Below are 16,022 nucleotides of genomic sequence, written 5' to 3'. Positions count from 1 at the left end.
TGCTGTTCCGCCCGCAGGGCCTGTTCGGGAGAAAGACCGCATGAGAGCGCGTGACTGGCAAACCCTGTCCCTCTCTGCCGTTCTGCTGGCGCTCGCCGCCTGCCTGCCGCTCCTGGGGGACGACTATTACCTGACCATCGGCGTGACCATCGCCATGTATACGGTGCTGGCCACCAGCTGGGCGCTGTTTTCCGGGCCGACGCATTACATCTCGCTCGCCACGGCGGCCTTTTTCGGCCTGGGCACCTATTGCACGGCGCTGGGGATCGAGAACGGGCTGAGCTACTGGATGACGCTGCCCATCGCCGCGGTGCTGGGCGCGCTGGTGGCCGGGCTAGTCGGGATCGCGACACTGCGCCTGTCGGGCGTCTATTTCGTAATCTTCACCCTGGGCCTGTCGGAACTGGTCCGCCAGATCGTGACATGGGCGCAGAATGTCTCGGGCCAGAAGGGACTATATGTCCTGACCGAGATCACCGAGGCACATATCTACTGGCAGCTTCTGGGCCTGGGCGCGCTGGTCTACCTTGCGGGCTGGGCCATTGGCCGGTCGCGGCTGGGCTTTGCCCTGCGCATCATTGGCGATGACGAGGAAGTTGCCCGGCACTCCGGCATCAACACCGCCCGCGCCAAGGTACTGCTGTTCATGGTCTCGGGCGCGACGGCATCGGTTGTCGGGGGGATGCTGGCACCACGCTACATCTACATCGAACCCTCGACCGCCTTCACGCCGATGCTGTCCTTTCTCGTGGTCATCATGGCGCTGCTGGGCGGGGTCGGGCGGCTCTGGGGGCCGATCGTGGGCGTGATCCCCTTCACCCTGCTGTGGGAGGCGATCTCGGCCAGTTTCCCCAACCAGACCACACTTTTGCTGGGCTTCAGCTTTCTCGTGATCGTCTACCTTTTGCCGCGCGGCTTTGTCGGCCTGCTGGAAGGACTGCGGCGGCGCGTCCTGCAACGGGAAGCCTACGCATGACCGCGCCCACCGTCCTCTCCCTACGCGGCGCAACCAAGCGGTTCGGCGGGCTTGTTGCGGTCAGCGATCTCGATTTCGACGTGACCGAACACGAGGTCATGGGGCTGATCGGTCCCAACGGATCGGGCAAATCGACGACGCTGAACCTGATCTCGGGCGCCCTGCCCGTCACCTCGGGGGCGATCACGCTGCGCGGCACGCCGATCACCACCCTGCCCGCGCAGGAGATCGCCCGGCGCGGTGTGGCGCGGACCTTTCAGCTGGTGCGCCTGCTGCCCTCGATGACCGTGCTCGACAACGTGCGCGCGGGGGCCGTGTTCGGCCATCGCCGCCGCTGGGGGCACGAGGCGGAGGCGCACGCAATGCGGATGCTGGAAACCGTGGGGTTGCAGCGGCGCGCGCAGGCCCATGTGGGCGAGCTGACCTATATCGACACCAAGCGCGTGGAACTGGCCCGCGTGCTGGCCTCGGACCCCAAGGTGCTGCTGCTGGACGAATGGCTGGCAGGGCTGAACCCGACCGAGCTGGAAGAAGGGATCGCCCTGATCCGCCGGTTGCGCGACGAGGGGCGCACGATCATCCTCGTCGAACATGTGATGGACGCCATCCGCTCGCTCTGCGACCGATGCGTGGTCATGTCCTCGGGCGCCCGGATCGCCGAGGGCACGCCGGAGGAGGTCCTGTCCGATCCAGAGGTCATTCGCGCCTACCTGGGGGATGACGAGGATGCTTGAGGTCCGCAACCTGTCGGCCAGCTATGGCCAGCACCGCGCGCTGGAGGACGCCAGCCTGCGCGTGGGCAAGGGCGAGATCGTGGTGATCCTGGGCGCCAATGGCGCGGGCAAGTCCACCCTTCTCAAGGCGCTCTCGGGCATCTGCGAGGGCCGCGCGACGGGATCGGTGACGCTGGACGGCGAAGAGTTGATCGGTCAGCGCCCCGACCGCATCGTCGAGGCGGGCCTTGCGCTGGTCCCCGAGGGGCGCGGCGTCTTTGGCGACCTGACGGTGCAGGAAAACCTTCTGCTGGGCGCCTATGCCAGACGCGCCCGCGACGACGAGGCGGCCAACCTCGACCGGGTGCTTGGCCTGTTCCCAAAGCTGGGGGAACGTCGCCGGCAGGTGGTGCGCACGATGTCGGGGGGCGAACAGCAGATGGTCGCCATCGGGCGGGCGATGATGTCCAGCCCACAGGTGCTGGCGCTGGACGAACCCTCGCTGGGGCTGTCGCCGCTCCTGTGCAAGGAGTTGTTCAACAGCCTCAAGGCGGTGCGCGAGACGGGCGTGGGCGTGTTGCTGGTGGAACAGAACGCCCGGCAGAGCCTGCGGATCGCCGACCGGGGATACCTGCTGGAAAACGGCAGCATCGTGCACGAGGACAGCGCCGCGGCGCTGGCGCGTGACCCGGCGGTGCAAAAGGCCTACCTCGGCGGCGGCGGACAGGCTGCGCCGCACCCGGCCCCGTCCAGACCCGCGACACCCGCCGCGCCAAGGCCCCGCTCCGGCCCCTCGCCCAGCGAGATCGCCGCCGCCGCCATCGGGCGCGTCAGCCCGCCGCCGCGCCCTGCCCGGCCCGAACCCGCGAGGGCACCGGCGCAACCCGCGCCCCCGGCCCCGCAACCGGTGCCGCAGGCGCCTCCGAAACAGGCCCCAACCGGGGCGCCGGACGTGGGCGCGCTGGTCGCCCGGGCCAGCGCCATGGCCTCGCGCCGGACCAACGGCCACCTGCCGACCCGGCCCGCCACGAAACCCGCCCAGCCGGCGCCCGCACCGGCCACGCCACGCCCCCCCATGCCCGATCTCGGCCCTTCGACCGACCGACTGCGCGCCATGCTGGACGAAATCGAAACCGCCGCCCGCCGCGCCGAGACCTACCGGCCCGGCCCGACAAGGAGAGAATGAATGCTCGACGCACCCAACGTCTCCCCCACCATCCGGGGCATGTACATCGGCGGCCAGTGGGTCCCGGCCGCCCGCACCTTCGACGACCTCAACCCGTCGGACAATTCGCTGTACGCCCGCGTTCCGGACGGATCCGCACAGGACATGGAACGCGCCATCGAGGCCGCGCAGGCCGCCTTTCCAGAGTGGTCGAACAGGTCCTTCAAGGACCGCGCCAAGGCGCTTCTCAAGGTCGCCGAGGTCTGGGAACGCCGCAAGGACGACTTCATCAACGCGGTGATGTACGAGGGCGGCGGATGGTACGGCAAGGGCGTCTTCGAGGCGGGCTTCGTGGCCGAGATATTTCGCACCTCTGCCTCGCTTTGTTATCAATCCGTAGGCGAGGTGCTGCCCTCGGAACATGGCAAGGTCAGCATGGCGACGCGATGGCCGCTGGGCGTGGTCGGCGTCATTAGCCCCTGGAACATGCCCGGCATCCTGACCTCGCGCGGCTACGCCGCCGCGCTGGCCGCCGGCAATTGCGTGGTGCTCAAACCCTCTGAGGACACGCCTTATTCCGGCGGGCTCTACCACGCCGAGATCCTCGAAGAGGCGGGCATTCCCCCGGGGGTCTTCAACGTCGTCACCTGTTCGCGCGACAGCGTGGCCGAGGTGGGCGACACGCTGATCGAACACCCCTTGGTCAAGGGCGTCTCTTTCACCGGCTCGACCGCCGTGGGCCGCCACATCGCCGCCAAATGCGGCGCGCACCTCAAGAAGTGCTGCGTCGAACTGGGCGGCAAGGACTCGATGATCGTGCTGGAGGACGCCGACCTCGACAAGGCCGCCGAGGCCGCGAACTTCGGCTGTTTCATGCACCAGGGCCAGGTCTGCATGTCGACCGAGAAACTGCTCGTGCACGAAAGCGTCTACGACACCTTCATGCAGAAATTCCTTGCCCGCACGGGCAAGCTGCGCACCGGGCACGTCAACGACAAGGCCAACACCATCGGCCCGATGGTCAACACCCGGCAGGCGCATCGCGTCAAGGCGCTGATCGACGACGCGGTGGCGCGCGGCGCGCGGGTCGATCTGGGCGGCAAGGCCTGGGACAACTTCGTCGAACCCACGGTGCTGTCCAACATCTCGACCGAGATGGACATCTGGCACGACGAAACCTTTGGCCCAGTGGTCATGGTCTGCCCCTTCCGCACCGAGGAGGAGGCCGTCGCGCTGAACAACGACACGGAATACGGGCTGACCGCCGCGATCTGGACCGCCGACGAGGCGCGCGCCATGCGCATGGCCGAGAGGCTGGAAACCGGCATGGTCCACATCAACGACCAGAACATCAACGACGAGCCGCAGGTGCCCTTCGGCGGCGTCAAGGCCAGCGGCGTGGGCCGCTACGGCGGGCGCTGGTCGCTGGATGCCTTTACCGAATTGCGCTGGATCACGCTGGAACGCGGCGGGCGCCACTATCCGCCGGTCTTCTGAGCGGCGCCCTGGGGAGGATTTGACATGACATTGCTTGGCTGGATCATCCTGATCGCCGTTCTTGCCGCCGTGCTGATCGCGCTGGCGGCCTGGTTCTACGAACGCGCCACCAACGAGGTCGCGCTTGTGCGCACCGGCATCGGCGGGCGCAAGGTGGTGATCGACGGCGGCACGCTTGCCCTACCCTTTTTCCACGAGATCAGCCGCGTCAACATGCAGACCATACGGATGCATGTCGCCCGCGGCGCCGAGTCCGCGTTGATCACCAAGGACCGGATGCGCATCGACGTGGGCGCCGAATTCTACGCCTCTGTCATGCCCGAAGAGGCGGCGGTGGTGCGCGCCTCTCAGACGCTGGGCAAGCGGACCTTTCAGCCCGACCAGCTGAAATCGCTGATCGACGGCATGATGGTGGACGCCCTGCGCGCGGTCGCGGCGCAGATGACGATGGACGAGTTGCATGAGAACCGCAGCGAATTCGTGCGCGAGGTGCGCGAGGCGCTGACCGACACGCTGGCGCGCTACGGGCTGCAACTGGACAGCGTGTCCCTGACCGCGCTCGACCAGACGCCGTTCTCGTCGCTGGATGAAAACAACGCCTTCAACGCGGTCGGAATGCGCAAGCTGGCCGAGGTCATCGCCACGTCCAAGCGCGAGCGGGCCGAGATCGAGGGGGAAACCGCCGTCGCCGTACGCCGGGCCGAGGTCGAAGCCAGCCGTCGCCGGATGGAGATCGAACTGGAGGAACGCCGCGCCGAGATCGCCCAGGGCCAGGAGATCGAGACCCTGCTGGCCGCACAACTGACCGAGGTCGCCCGCCGCAAGGCCGAGGCCGAACGCGAGGCGGCGCAGGCCCGCATCCGCATGGAACAGGACATCCAGTCCGCCTCGATCCAGCGCGAATTGTCCGTGCGAGAGGCTGAAATCGCCCAGTTGCGGGCGATCGAGATGGCCGAGCAGGACAAGACCATCCAGGTGTCCGCCAAGAGCCAGGAGGAAAGCCGCGCCCGGGCCGAGGCCACCGCCGCGCGCGGCGCCTTTGTCCGCGCCGAGGAAGACATAGAAACCCTGCGCCAGCTGGCCGAGGCAGAGCGGCGCAAGCAACTGGCCCTGCTTGCGGCGCAGCAGGACGCCGAGGCCCATGCCACCCGCGCCCGCATCACCGCCGAGGCCGACCAGGAGGTCGCCAAGGTCAAGGGCGTGATCCGGCGCGAGGAAGCCGCTTCGATGAAGGTCTACCAACTGGCCGAGGCCGAGGCGCAGGCGGCACGGATCGAGGCCGAGAACGGGCGGTCCGAGGCGGCGATGGCGCTGGAGGCCGAGCGCATCCGGCTGGACCGCCTGCCCGCGATCCTGGGCGAACTGGTGAAACCCGCCGAGAAGATCAGCGGCATCAGCATCAACCACATCTCGGGGCTGGATCGGTCAGGCAAAGGGCCCGCGTCGCCCGTGGGCCAGACCATCGAGTCGATCCTCGACATGGCCGTGGCGCTGCCCGCCATGCAGAAGATCGGCGACCGGATCGGTGTCAATCTCGACAGCGTGCTGCCGGAGGACAAGAAGGGCTGACGCCCTCCCCTTGGCCCGGCAGCGCGCGCCTTAATAAGGGTTCTTCGCCCCGCGATCCGCGGACAGGGATTGGTGACGCCGTTCGACCAGCAGTTCGATGGCATCCGCAAGGTGCTCGCGGTCGATGTGATGGTCGCCTCGTGCGACGCGGATGCGATGCGCCTCGATCATCACGTCGGCATGGCGGCAGCCTTCGGGCGGCTCGAACCGGTAGCTGGCCAGTTCGATCAGCAGGCCCATCGGGTCGGTGAAATAGATCGAGTCCATGAACCCGCGATCCTTGGGACCGGAATGCTTGATCCCCCGTGCTTCCAGCCGCTTGGCCGCCTGCCAAAAGCTCGCCTGGCTGACGTTGAAGGCCAGGTGATGCACACAGCCCGGATCGGTCGGCGTGCGGGCCGGATCGGGGGTGCGGGTCTCATTGGTGAAGATGGTGATCAACCGACCGTCGCCCGGATCGAAATACAGATGCCCTTCGTCCGGGTTGTCCAAATTCGGCTGGTCAAAGATGAAGGGCATGCCCAGAACGCCCTCCCAGAAGTCAATCGACGTCTGGCGGTCGGCGCCCGTCAGGGTGATGTGATGGACGCCCTGCGTCTGGATCTTGCGGATCTCGTCTGGCTGGCTCATGTTCCCTCCCCGCCGTGGACCATCGGGGCCGCCGTTGCGGCCCCGCTCGTTCCAAGAATGGGGCAAGAGACGCCGGTTTCAAACCCTCCACCGGCGCACCAGCTCTGTGCAGGGGATCAGCCCTTGCCCGCCTTCAGCGCCGCCTCGCGCATCTGCCTCAGGCTGACCCGCGGGGTCAGCGCCTCTGGCGAGATGTTCAGGTCCAGAACCGCACCCGTCTGAGAGGCCAGCGCCCGGTCGAAGGCGGCGGCGAAATCCTCTGTCCGCTCCACCCGTTCGCCGTGAAAGCCATAGGCCCGCGCAAGTGCGCTGAAATCCGGGTTCACCACCATGTCCGTCCCCGACACGCGGGTGGGATAGTGACGTTCCTGGTGGGCGCGGATGGTGCCGTAGATGCCGTTGTTCAGGATCAGGATGATCGGCTGCGCATTGTACTGCGACGCGGTGGCCAGTTCCTGGCAGGTCATCTGGAAATCGCCGTCGCCCGCGAAACAGACGACGGTGCGCGCGGGATCGTTCAACTTGGCGGCGATGGCCGCCGGAACGCCATAGCCCATCGCGCCCGATTGCGGCGCCAGGAGGCGCGCATCGGGGCCGAACTTGTAGAACTTGTTGGGCCAGACCGCGAAATTGCCCGCACCGTTGGTCAGGATCGCGTCCCCGGGCAGCAGGTCGCGCAGATGCGCGCTGACCTTGCCCATGTCCACCGGGCTGGGCAGGTCGCCCAGCTCGAAACCGGCCTCCCACGTGGCACGCGCATCGCTCCGCCAGTCGGCCCAATCGCCGCTGACCGGCACCTCTGCCAGTGCCTCGACAAAAGCGTTGGGGCCAGAGTGGATGCCCAGTTCGGGTTGATAGACCTTGCCCAATTCCAGGTCGGACCCGTGCACATGGATCAGCCGCTGATGCGGCACCGGCACCTCCAGCAGGGTCCAGGCATCGGTGGAGTTCTCGCCGAACCTGTTGTTCACCGCCAGGATCACGTCCGCCTCGGTGATCAGCTTGCGCACGCCCGGCGTCATGCCCACCCCGGCCTCACCGCAGAAACAGGGCGAGTAATTGTCGAACATGTCCTGGTAGCGGAAGACCGAGACCACCGGAATGTCCGAGTTTTCCGCAAAACGCTGCAGTGCCTCCGAGCCCGAGCGCGTCCAGTTGCAGCCACCATAGAGGATCAGCGGCCGCTTTGCCTCGGCCAGGATCGCCCGCGCCTTTTGCACCGTCTGCGGCGCGGGCATCGGTTCGGGATACTCGGCGGGACCGGCCAGCGGCGCGGTCTCTGTCCGGCTGCTCAGCATGTCCTCGGGCAGCGCGATGACCACGGGGCCGGGCCGCCCTGTGGTGGCGGTTTTCCAGGCACGGGCGAGAATTTCCGGAATGCGGTCGACATTGTCAATCTCGACCGCCCATTTGACCATCGTGCCATAGACCGCGCGGTAATCGACCTCCTGGAAGGCCTCACGCCCGCGCATGTCGGTGCCGATCTGGCCCACGAACATGATCATCGGCGAACTGTCCTGCATCGCGGTGTGCACCCCGATCGAGGCATTGGTGGCCCCCGGTCCGCGCGTGACCATGCAGATCCCCGGCTGCCCCGTCAGCTTGCCCCAGGCGGCGGCCATGAAGGCGGCGCCGCCCTCGTTTCGGCAATTGACGAAATCCAGCCTGCCCGCCGTGTCATGCAGCCCGTCCAGCACCGCAAGGTAGCTTTCGCCCGGCACACCGAAGGCCCGCGTCGCGCCCAGCGCCACCAGGCTGTCCACCAGCAATTGTCCGCCATGTCGTGTCATCGTCCATCCCTCTTTCGCGGCGCCCACGCCCCTGCCGAGGCCACACCCGTCCAGGTTCACACACCTCTAGAACCGGCCCCGGATGTCAATGCCCTGCGACTTTGGTCGGAGGCCCGGCGGTCCGTAAGGCCGGGAAAACGGGTGATCCGAACGCCCCGCATTGCTAGACTGACCGGCAATCCTGGGGAGGAGAACCATGAGCGATCTGGAGCATGTGACGGAAATCGACCGTGTCTTGCGCGGCCAGGAAACGGGCCGCGACACGCTGGTGGCCGACAGCTGGCGCCGCTGCATCGAAACCTACGGCATGGACCCGACCCGGCCCGACCCGGCCCATATCGTGCCCGCCTCGCAATTGCGCGAACACCGCGAACAGGCCGAACGGCTGGTGGCCACGGCGCGGTCAGGTCTGCGGGCCCTGTTCCGGCAGGTGGCCGGGCAGAACTACGTTCTGCTTCTCGCCGACGCCAAGGGTGTCTGCGTCGATTTCTTCGGTGATCCCCGGTTCGAAGACGACCTGCGGCAGGCCGGGCTGACGCTGGGGTCGGACTGGTCCGAGGATCTGGCCGGCACCTGTGGCGTTGGATCGTGCATCGTGACCGGCGAAGCGGTGACCATCCACCAGGGCGATCACTTTGGCCTGGCACATACGCCGCTGTCCTGCACCTCGGCGCCGATCTACGACACCTGCGGGCAACTGACCGCGGTGCTGGACATTTCCCTGCTACGCTCGCCCAGCCCGAAATCCAGCCAGAACCTTGCCATGAACCTGGTCCGGGCCTCTGCCCGGCGGATCGAGATGGCGAACCTGATGGCCATGACGCGCAGCGACTGGGTACTGCGGTTTTCCACCTCGCCGGAATTCCTCGAGGTCGACCCCGAGGCCGCCGTGGCGCTGGACGGATCCGGGCGCATCGTCGGTTTGACGCATGGCGCGCAGGCCTGCCTGTCGCCCGAGAGTTCGGACAGCCTGATCGGCCAGCGCATCGACAGCCTGCTGCACCTGGGCGTCGACGACCTGCCCGACCTGATGCGCGGGCGCCCGACCGAAGACCGCGTGCTGCACCTGCGCGACGGGCGCGGGCTGTTCGGTCACGCCATCGCCCCGCAGACGGTGCGCCGCCCGATGCGCAGCGCGCCGCCGCAGACGCCGGAATGTTTTGCCGGTCTGGCCGGACAGGACCCGGCGATGCAGGGGCTTCTGCAAAAGGCCGCCCGGCTGGCAGCGGGCAAGATGCCGGTGCTGCTCCTGGGCGAAACCGGCACGGGCAAGGAAACGCTGGCGCGCGCCATCCATGTCGCCGGCGGGCCGCCGCGCGGGTTCCACGCCCTGCGCTGCGCCGGGCTGCGTCCGGAAACCGTTGCCGCGCTGGAAGAGGCCAAGGCGGGGACCCTGTTCCTGAAAGGCGTCGAGGACCTGGACGAGGCCGCGCAGGGGGCGCTACTGAAGCTGCTGGATCGGCGCGAAGACCTGCGGGTGATCGCCTCGGCCCGCGACCGCCAGGTGACTGTCCCCGGCGCGACCGGGCTACGCGAAGATCTGCATTTCCGTGCCGTTGGCGCGGTGCTGGATCTGCCCCCCCTGCGGCTGCGCAGCGATGTGGACTGGCTGATCGAGCGGCTCTTGCGGCGGCGCACGGCAGGAGAGCTGCAGCTGTCCCCGGCGGCCCGCGCCGAACTGGCCGGGCGCGACTGGCCTGGCAACATCCGTGAGTTGCAATCGACACTGGATACGGCTGTCTCGCTTTGTGACGGGCGGGTCGTGGACCTGCCGGATCTGCCCGCCCGGATCACGTCCGCCACACCCGAGGATGACCTGGAGGCGATTCTGGATGCCTGCGGCTGGAACATGGCGCGGGCGGCGCGTCGCTTGGGCGTGAACCGCTCGACCGTCCTGCGTCGTGTGCGAAAGTCGGGATTGACCCCGCCGGCATGACGGCCCGTTGCAACGGCGCCGTTGCGCGGCGTTGCGCGCGCAACGAGCCGGGCCGAAATATCGCCCGTGGCGCCCGAAACATCGTCCCGACGCTGGATCGGAACGGCCTCTCTCGCCCAGACTGCCGCCATCCAAGTTTGGGCAATGGGAGGAAATCATGCTCGACACGACACTGACGGACCAGACGCAGGCGTTCCTGGACACGTTCGGCGCCGCGCTGGCAAATGGCGATATCGAGGCCGCGACGGCGCTGTTCCAGGATGACTGCTACTGGCGCGACCTGGTCAGCTTTACCTGGAACCTCAAGACCGTTGAAGGCAAAGACGGCGTGGCCGACATGCTGCGTCACCAACTGGCGACGACCAAGCCTTCGGGCTGGAAACTGGCAGAGGGGGAGCTGCCGACCGAAGAGGGTGGCATCACAACCGCCTGGATCGAGTTCGAGACCGAGGTGGCGCGGGGCTATGGCCTGCTGCGGCTCAAGGACGGCAAGATCTGGACCCTGCTGACAACGATGGCCGAGCTGAAGGGGCACGAGGAACCGAAAGGCTTTCAGCGTCCGATGGGCGCCAAGCACGGCGCCGGCAAGAACCGCACCACCTGGAAGGAAGAGCGCGAGAAGGAAGAGGCGGAACTGGGATATACAACCCAGCCCTATTGCCTGATCATCGGCGGCGGCCAGGGCGGCATCGCGATGGGCGCACGCCTGCGCCAGCTGGGCGTTCCGACAATCATCGTGGAACGCAACGACCGGCCCGGCGACAGCTGGCGCAAGCGGTACAAGTCGCTCTGCCTGCATGACCCGGTCTGGTACGATCACCTGCCCTACATCAAGTTCCCGGACAACTGGCCCGTCTTCAGCCCCAAGGACAAGATCGGTGACTGGCTGGAGTTCTACACCAAGGTGATGGAGCTGAACTACTGGACCCGCACCACCGCCAAGTCGGCCACCTGGGACGACGAGGCCAAGGAATGGACCGTCACCGTGGACCGCGATGGTGAGGAAGTGGTGCTGAAGCCGAAACAGCTGATCATGGCCACCGGCATGTCGGGCAAGAAGCGGATGCCCGAATTTCCCGGCATGGACAGGTTCAAGGGCGTGCAGCAGCATTCCTCGGAGCATGAGGGCCCGGACCAGTGGACCGGCAAGAAGGTCATCGTGGTGGGATCGAACAACTCGGCCCATGACATCTGCGCCGCGCTCTGGGAACATGACGCCGACGTGACGATGGTGCAGCGATCCTCGACCCATATCGTGAAGTCCGACACGCTGATGGACGTGGGTCTTGGCGCGCTCTACTCGGAAGAGGCCGTGGCCAATGGCATGACCACCGAAAAGGCGGACCTGATCTTTGCCTCGCTGCCCTACCGGATCATGCATGAATTCCAGATCCCGGCCTACGAAGAGATGAAGAAACGCGACGCCGACTTTTACGAAGGTCTTGAAAAGGCGGGTTTCTGGCTGGACTGGGGCGATGACGGATCGGGCCTGTTCATGAAGTACCTTCGGCGCGGCTCGGGCTATTACATCGACATCGGCGCCAGCCAGCTGATCATCGACGGTGAGATCAAGCTGAAGCGCGGTCAGGTTGTCGAACTGGACGAGACCGGCGTGGTCCTCGACGACGGCACGCACCTGGACGCCGACCTGGTCGTCTACGCCACGGGCTACAACTCGATGAACGGCTGGGTGGCCGACCTGATGGGCCAAGACAAGGCCGATCAGCTGGGCAAGTGCTGGGGCCTCGGGTCGGACACGACCAAGGACCCGGGCCCCTGGGAAGGCGAACAGCGCAACATGTGGAAGCCGACGCAGGTCGAGGGGCTGTGGATGCACGGCGGCAACCTGCACCAGTCGCGCCACTACTCGCAGTACCTTGCGCTGCAGATCAAGGCCCGGATGGAAGGCATCCCGACACCCGTCTACGGGTTGCAGGACGTCCACCACCTGAGCTGACGAAGCGGCGGACCGGGGTAGCCCGGTCCGCCTTTCATCATTGGCGTACCAGCGGCGGCACCACGTCGTCCGGGATCGGGCAGACATAGGGCGTGCGCGCCAGCTGCTCGCGGTGCCGCGCCTTGGCCTGCTCCACCAGGTCGGGATTTTCCACCAGCCGGCAAGCGGTCGCCGCCATGATCTTGGCGGCATGGATCATGCCCTTGTGCGCCGCCGGGGTCTTGCCCTGGGCCACGGTCTGCCAGGTGTGGAACGGCGTGCCGATGGCGCAGGTCGCAACCCGCGCCTGGACCGTCGGCACCGCCCAGCTGACATCGCCCACGTCGGTCGACCCCTCTCCGCCTTCGCGCTGACGGTCCAGCGGCGCCACGAAGTCGCACAGCGCCAGGTCGGGGTCCGGTGTGCGCCCGATCCGGCGGAAGGTCGCGGCAATGTCCGCCTCTGTCAGGGTCTTCTGGATCTCGCGCGCGAAAACCTCGTCCTCGGCATCGAAGGGCACCGGGCCCAGCCGGTCCAGTTCCGCCTGCATGGCCTCTTCCAGCGGGCGGTTGCCCAGCAGGTTCGACACGCCGGAAAACACCTTGGTCTCGACCCGCGTTTCCGTCATCAGCGCCGCCCCGTCGGCAATCTTGCGCACACGGGCTACAAGGTCGCGCAGGTCTGGCAGACTGCTGGCGCGGATCAGCTGGCGTACCGTGGCACGGGCCTGCACGACGTTGGGTGCCACACCGCCGGCATCGAGATAGGCATAGTGCACGCGCGCGCTGTCGGGCATGTGCTCGCGCATATAGTTGACGCCGATGTTCATCAATTCGACCGCGTCCAGCGCCGAGCGGCCCAGTTCCGGCGCCCCGGCCGCATGGGCCGCCTTGCCGTGAAAGGTGAAATCGATCCGCGTATTGGCCAGCGAAACCGCCTCGTTGACCGCCGTAAAGGTCGCCGGATGCCAGGAGATGGCCGCGTCCACGTCGTCGAACAGCCCTTCGCGCACCATGTAGGTCTTGGCCGCGCCGCCCTCTTCTGCGGGGCAGCCATAGTAGCGCACGCGCGCCTTGATGCCCTGCGCCGCCAGCCAGTCCTTGACCGCCGTCGCCGCCAGCAGCGCCGCCGCCCCCAGCAGGTTGTGACCGCAGCCATGCCCGTTGCCGCCCTGTTCCAGCGGCAGATGTTCTGCCACGCCGGGGGCCTGGCTGAGCGCGGGCAGCGCGTCGAACTCGCCCAGGATCGCGATCACCGGGCCTTCGTCCCCCGCCTCGCCGATCACGGCGGTGGGAATGCCCGCGGCGTTCTCGGTCACGCGAAAGCCCTGTTCTTCCAGCATCTTCTTGTGTTCTGCGACAGAGCGGAATTCGGCATACAGCGTTTCGGGCGTGTCGAAGACGCGGTCGGACAGTCCGACGAAGGCCTCTCTGTGCCGGTCGACGTGATCCCAGATCGGGTCTGTGTTCTGCATTCTGTCTTCCCTTTCTCAAGCTGCGTCGGCGCTGCCGGCATAGGCCGGGTCGGCGGCGGCCATGACCGTCCCGTCCGCCCGCCGTCCGACGGCCTGTACGATTCCCAGATGATCGACCGGGCCGCGCCCGGTAAAGCTGACCTCGGCCCCTGCCTCGGCCAGCCGTGTTTCCAACCCCTCCGGCACATCCAGGTGCAGGCGGGCGGTGGCCCCGACCCAGTTGGCGCGCGGCGCGGCCAGTGCATTGGCCAGAGACGAGCCGTTCAGCAGGTGCCGGATCACGCCTGCCACCGCGCCGGGGATCCGTTCGCTGCCCGCGCCACCCAGCGCGTAGCAGGCGCCGCCGATGTCCAGAAGGCAGGGGCATTGCTCGGTCACGTCCCGCGCGCCGGGCACCGGATCCTCCGCCATGCGATAGGAATGGGCCAGCAGGATTCCGGTCACCGGATCGGCGACACGGGCGCCGAAATGCGGGCCGATGGACTGTGTCAGGGCGACGCGCATCCCGTCCGCATCGACCACCGACAGATGCGTGGTGTCCCGGTCATCCGATGGCGCGGGCGTGCGGGCCCGGTCCAGCGCGGCGGCCAGCACCGCGCTGTCGGCCCACCCCTCTGGCAGGCCCTCGGCCAGGCGCGCGCTCAATGCGTCCCAGGGCAACGGGTCACTCTTGGGTTTGAGCGAGCGCAGCTCTTCGGGGCGTTCCTCGAAGGCGCGCAGGATCGCAAGAAGATGCGCGATCTCGATGTCCAGGATCGGCCCCGGCACCGCCGAGTTCACCAGCGCGACGATCCGCAACAGCGTGTGCCCCCAGCCCTGTCGCCCGATGCTGGTCAGGCGCCAGCCCTTTTCCCGCAGCTCGACCGTTTCCCCGACCAGCGGCACCGCGGCGCGCAGATCCCCGACCGTCCAGAACCCGCCTTTGGCCGCCAGCCGTTCGCAGAAGGGCCCGGCAAAGACCGGGTCCGCGAAAGGGTCCTGCCCGGTCGAGATCAGGCGATCCAGGAAACCCGCCAGTCCGGGATTGCGGAACACCGCGCCTTCGGGCACGGGCCGACCATCGGGCAGGTAGTGCGCGCGTGCATCCGGATCGACAAGATCCGGCGCCCGCCAGGCCCAGACGGCGGCCAGTTCGCGCGGCACGGTGAACCCGTCGCGGGCAAGGTCTCGCGCGGGCGCCACAACCCGCGCCAGCGGCAGGCTGCCGCCCTCGGCATGCAGCCGCAGCAAAGCGCGCACGATCCCGGGCAGGGGCAAGGCCTGCCGATCCGGCAACCGCCGAACACCCTCGGACAAGTGAGCTGGTGCACGCGTCGCCCCGTCGATGGCGCGTGGCGTCTCTCCGGCCGGAGCCCAGAGGATATGCCCGCGCCCCGCGGGCGAGGCATTGGGAGGATCGGCAACCATCGTCGCCAGCGCCGCCGCGACGGCGGCATCCGCCGCCGTTCCGCCCTGCCGCAGGATTCCCATGCCGACGCGGGTCGCATGGGGCGACCCGCTGGCCACGGCGCCCAGCGCGCCGACAGCCTCGGCGGAACGGCCCTGCATCAGGGCCGCCCGTTCGATCCCGGGCGCGCCTTCGCACAGCCAATGTTCCCGCCCGCCCGGTCCCGCGACCGCATCCGCCAGCAACTCGGGCATCGTCACGCGACTTCCTCCTGTTCCAGGATGCAGGCGGTACGGCGACCGTCCCTGCCCTCGCGCAGGTCCGGCACCCTGGCCTTGCAAGCGGCGGTGGCCAATGGGCAGCGCGGGTGAAAGGCGCAGCCCGGCGGCGGGTTCAGCGGCGAGGGGATCTCTCCCTTGATCGGGGTAAAACTGTGACCGCGCCGGTCGAGACGCGGCGCCTCGGCCAGCAGGGCGCGGGTGTAGGGATGGCGCGGGTTCTCGAAAACCTCGTCGGCGGTGCCGATTTCCACCAGCCGGCCCAGGTACATGATCGCCACCCGGTCGGCGATATGTTCGACCGCGCCCAGGTCGTGACTGATGAAGAGATAGGCAAAGCCGAACTCCTGGCGCAGGTCCTCGAACAGGTTGAGCACCTGCGCCTGGATGGAAACATCCAGCGCCGAAATCGCCTCGTCGCAGACGATCAACCGCGGTTTCAGGGCCAGCGCCCGGGCGATCCCCACCCGCTGCCGCTGACCGCCTGAGAACTGGTGCGGATAGCGCGACATGACATCGGCGTTCAGCCCGACCCGCGTCAGCAGGTCGGCGACATAATCACGCCGTTCGGACCGGCGGATCAGCCCGTGGATCACCGCCGCCTCACCCACGATCTGTTCGACCCGCATCCGCGGGTTGAGCGAGGCAAAGGGATCCTGAAAGATCATCTG

Annotated in this window: 12 protein-coding genes; 7 read left to right on the top strand and 5 right to left on the bottom strand. The window is 67.6% G+C overall.

Annotated elements, in window-relative coordinates; all coding sequences use genetic code 11:
- Positions 1-40: 40 nt before the first annotated feature.
- Genes PVW46_RS06810 through PVW46_RS06790 form a run of 5 tightly spaced genes read left to right on the top strand, consistent with a single transcriptional unit; the run spans position 41 to position 5,920 of the window.
- Positions 41-976 (top strand): branched-chain amino acid ABC transporter permease, encoded by a 936-nt coding sequence (locus tag PVW46_RS06810; protein WP_069210755.1) that lies wholly within the window; start codon positions 41-43, stop codon positions 974-976.
- Positions 973-1,710, top strand: a complete 738-nt coding sequence (locus tag PVW46_RS06805; protein WP_069210754.1) for an ABC transporter ATP-binding protein — start codon at positions 973-975, stop codon at positions 1,708-1,710. The genes PVW46_RS06810 and PVW46_RS06805 overlap by 4 nt, the downstream gene beginning before the upstream one ends.
- The gene (locus PVW46_RS06800) at positions 1,703-2,875 is read left to right on the top strand and encodes an ABC transporter ATP-binding protein (protein WP_274575311.1); all 1,173 of its coding nucleotides are present in this window, start codon (positions 1,703-1,705) and stop codon (positions 2,873-2,875) included. Before PVW46_RS06805 ends, PVW46_RS06800 begins: the two co-directional genes overlap by 8 nt.
- On the top strand, positions 2,876-4,351 hold the full coding sequence (locus tag PVW46_RS06795) for an aldehyde dehydrogenase family protein (protein WP_069209669.1): 1,476 nt from the start codon (positions 2,876-2,878) through the stop codon (positions 4,349-4,351).
- A gap of 24 nt (positions 4,352-4,375) precedes the next feature.
- Complete coding sequence (locus PVW46_RS06790; protein WP_069209668.1) at positions 4,376-5,920, top strand: flotillin family protein; 1,545 nt, start codon at positions 4,376-4,378, stop codon at positions 5,918-5,920.
- Positions 5,921-5,950: 30 nt separating this feature from the next.
- On the opposite strand, the gene PVW46_RS06785 is transcribed toward PVW46_RS06790, so the two are convergent.
- Complete coding sequence (locus PVW46_RS06785) at positions 5,951-6,532, bottom strand: VOC family protein (protein WP_043145700.1); 582 nt, start codon at positions 6,530-6,532, stop codon at positions 5,951-5,953.
- Positions 6,533-6,666: 134 nt separating this feature from the next.
- Entirely contained in the window at positions 6,667-8,340 is a 1,674-nt protein-coding gene (locus PVW46_RS06780; RefSeq protein ID WP_069209667.1) for a thiamine pyrophosphate-binding protein, read from the bottom strand.
- Positions 8,341-8,536: 196 nt separating this feature from the next.
- On the opposite strand from PVW46_RS06780, the gene PVW46_RS06775 reads away from it, so the two are divergent.
- Positions 8,537-10,276 carry a sigma-54-dependent Fis family transcriptional regulator gene (locus tag PVW46_RS06775; RefSeq protein WP_069209666.1) on the top strand — a complete coding sequence of 580 codons (1,740 nt, stop codon included), beginning with the start codon at positions 8,537-8,539 and terminating at the stop codon, positions 10,274-10,276.
- Between the two features lie 157 nt (positions 10,277-10,433).
- Positions 10,434-12,233 (top strand): NAD(P)/FAD-dependent oxidoreductase, encoded by a 1,800-nt coding sequence (locus tag PVW46_RS06770; RefSeq protein WP_069209665.1) that lies wholly within the window; start codon positions 10,434-10,436, stop codon positions 12,231-12,233.
- 37 nt (positions 12,234-12,270) lie between these two features.
- Here the strand turns inward: PVW46_RS06770 and PVW46_RS06765 are convergent, their stop codons facing one another.
- The 3 genes from PVW46_RS06765 to PVW46_RS06755 form a co-directional block, all read right to left on the bottom strand.
- Positions 12,271-13,686, bottom strand: a complete 1,416-nt coding sequence (locus PVW46_RS06765) for an amidohydrolase (RefSeq protein WP_069209664.1) — start codon at positions 13,684-13,686, stop codon at positions 12,271-12,273.
- A gap of 15 nt (positions 13,687-13,701) precedes the next feature.
- Positions 13,702-15,327, bottom strand: coding sequence for a gamma-glutamyltransferase (locus PVW46_RS06760; RefSeq protein ID WP_069209663.1), 1,626 nt, complete (start codon positions 15,325-15,327; stop codon positions 13,702-13,704).
- A gap of 2 nt (positions 15,328-15,329) precedes the next feature.
- The coding region (locus PVW46_RS06755; protein ID WP_274575301.1) for an oligopeptide/dipeptide ABC transporter ATP-binding protein at positions 15,330-16,022 on the bottom strand (693 nt) is incomplete at its 5' end.

Origin of the sequence: Mameliella sp. AT18 (assembly GCF_028807275.1) — a bacterium.
In the GTDB taxonomy this organism is placed as follows: Bacteria; Pseudomonadota; Alphaproteobacteria; order Rhodobacterales; family Rhodobacteraceae; genus Antarctobacter; species Antarctobacter albus.
This window is presented reverse-complemented; position numbering and strand designations above follow the sequence as displayed.

Coding starts and splice junctions, on each gene's coding strand:
- PVW46_RS06775 (WP_069209666.1), top strand. CDS start 8,537: ATGAGCGATCTGGAGCATGTGACGGAAATCGACCGTGTCTTGCGCGGC.
- PVW46_RS06780 (WP_069209667.1), bottom strand. CDS start 8,340: ATGACACGACATGGCGGACAATTGCTGGTGGACAGCCTGGTGGCGCTG.
- PVW46_RS06805 (WP_069210754.1), top strand. CDS start 973: ATGACCGCGCCCACCGTCCTCTCCCTACGCGGCGCAACCAAGCGGTTC.
- PVW46_RS06760 (WP_069209663.1), bottom strand. CDS start 15,327: ATGCCCGAGTTGCTGGCGGATGCGGTCGCGGGACCGGGCGGGCGGGAA.
- PVW46_RS06790 (WP_069209668.1), top strand. CDS start 4,376: ATGACATTGCTTGGCTGGATCATCCTGATCGCCGTTCTTGCCGCCGTG.
- PVW46_RS06765 (WP_069209664.1), bottom strand. CDS start 13,686: ATGCAGAACACAGACCCGATCTGGGATCACGTCGACCGGCACAGAGAG.
- PVW46_RS06810 (WP_069210755.1), top strand. CDS start 41: ATGAGAGCGCGTGACTGGCAAACCCTGTCCCTCTCTGCCGTTCTGCTG.
- PVW46_RS06795 (WP_069209669.1), top strand. CDS start 2,876: ATGCTCGACGCACCCAACGTCTCCCCCACCATCCGGGGCATGTACATC.
- PVW46_RS06770 (WP_069209665.1), top strand. CDS start 10,434: ATGCTCGACACGACACTGACGGACCAGACGCAGGCGTTCCTGGACACG.
- PVW46_RS06800 (WP_274575311.1), top strand. CDS start 1,703: ATGCTTGAGGTCCGCAACCTGTCGGCCAGCTATGGCCAGCACCGCGCG.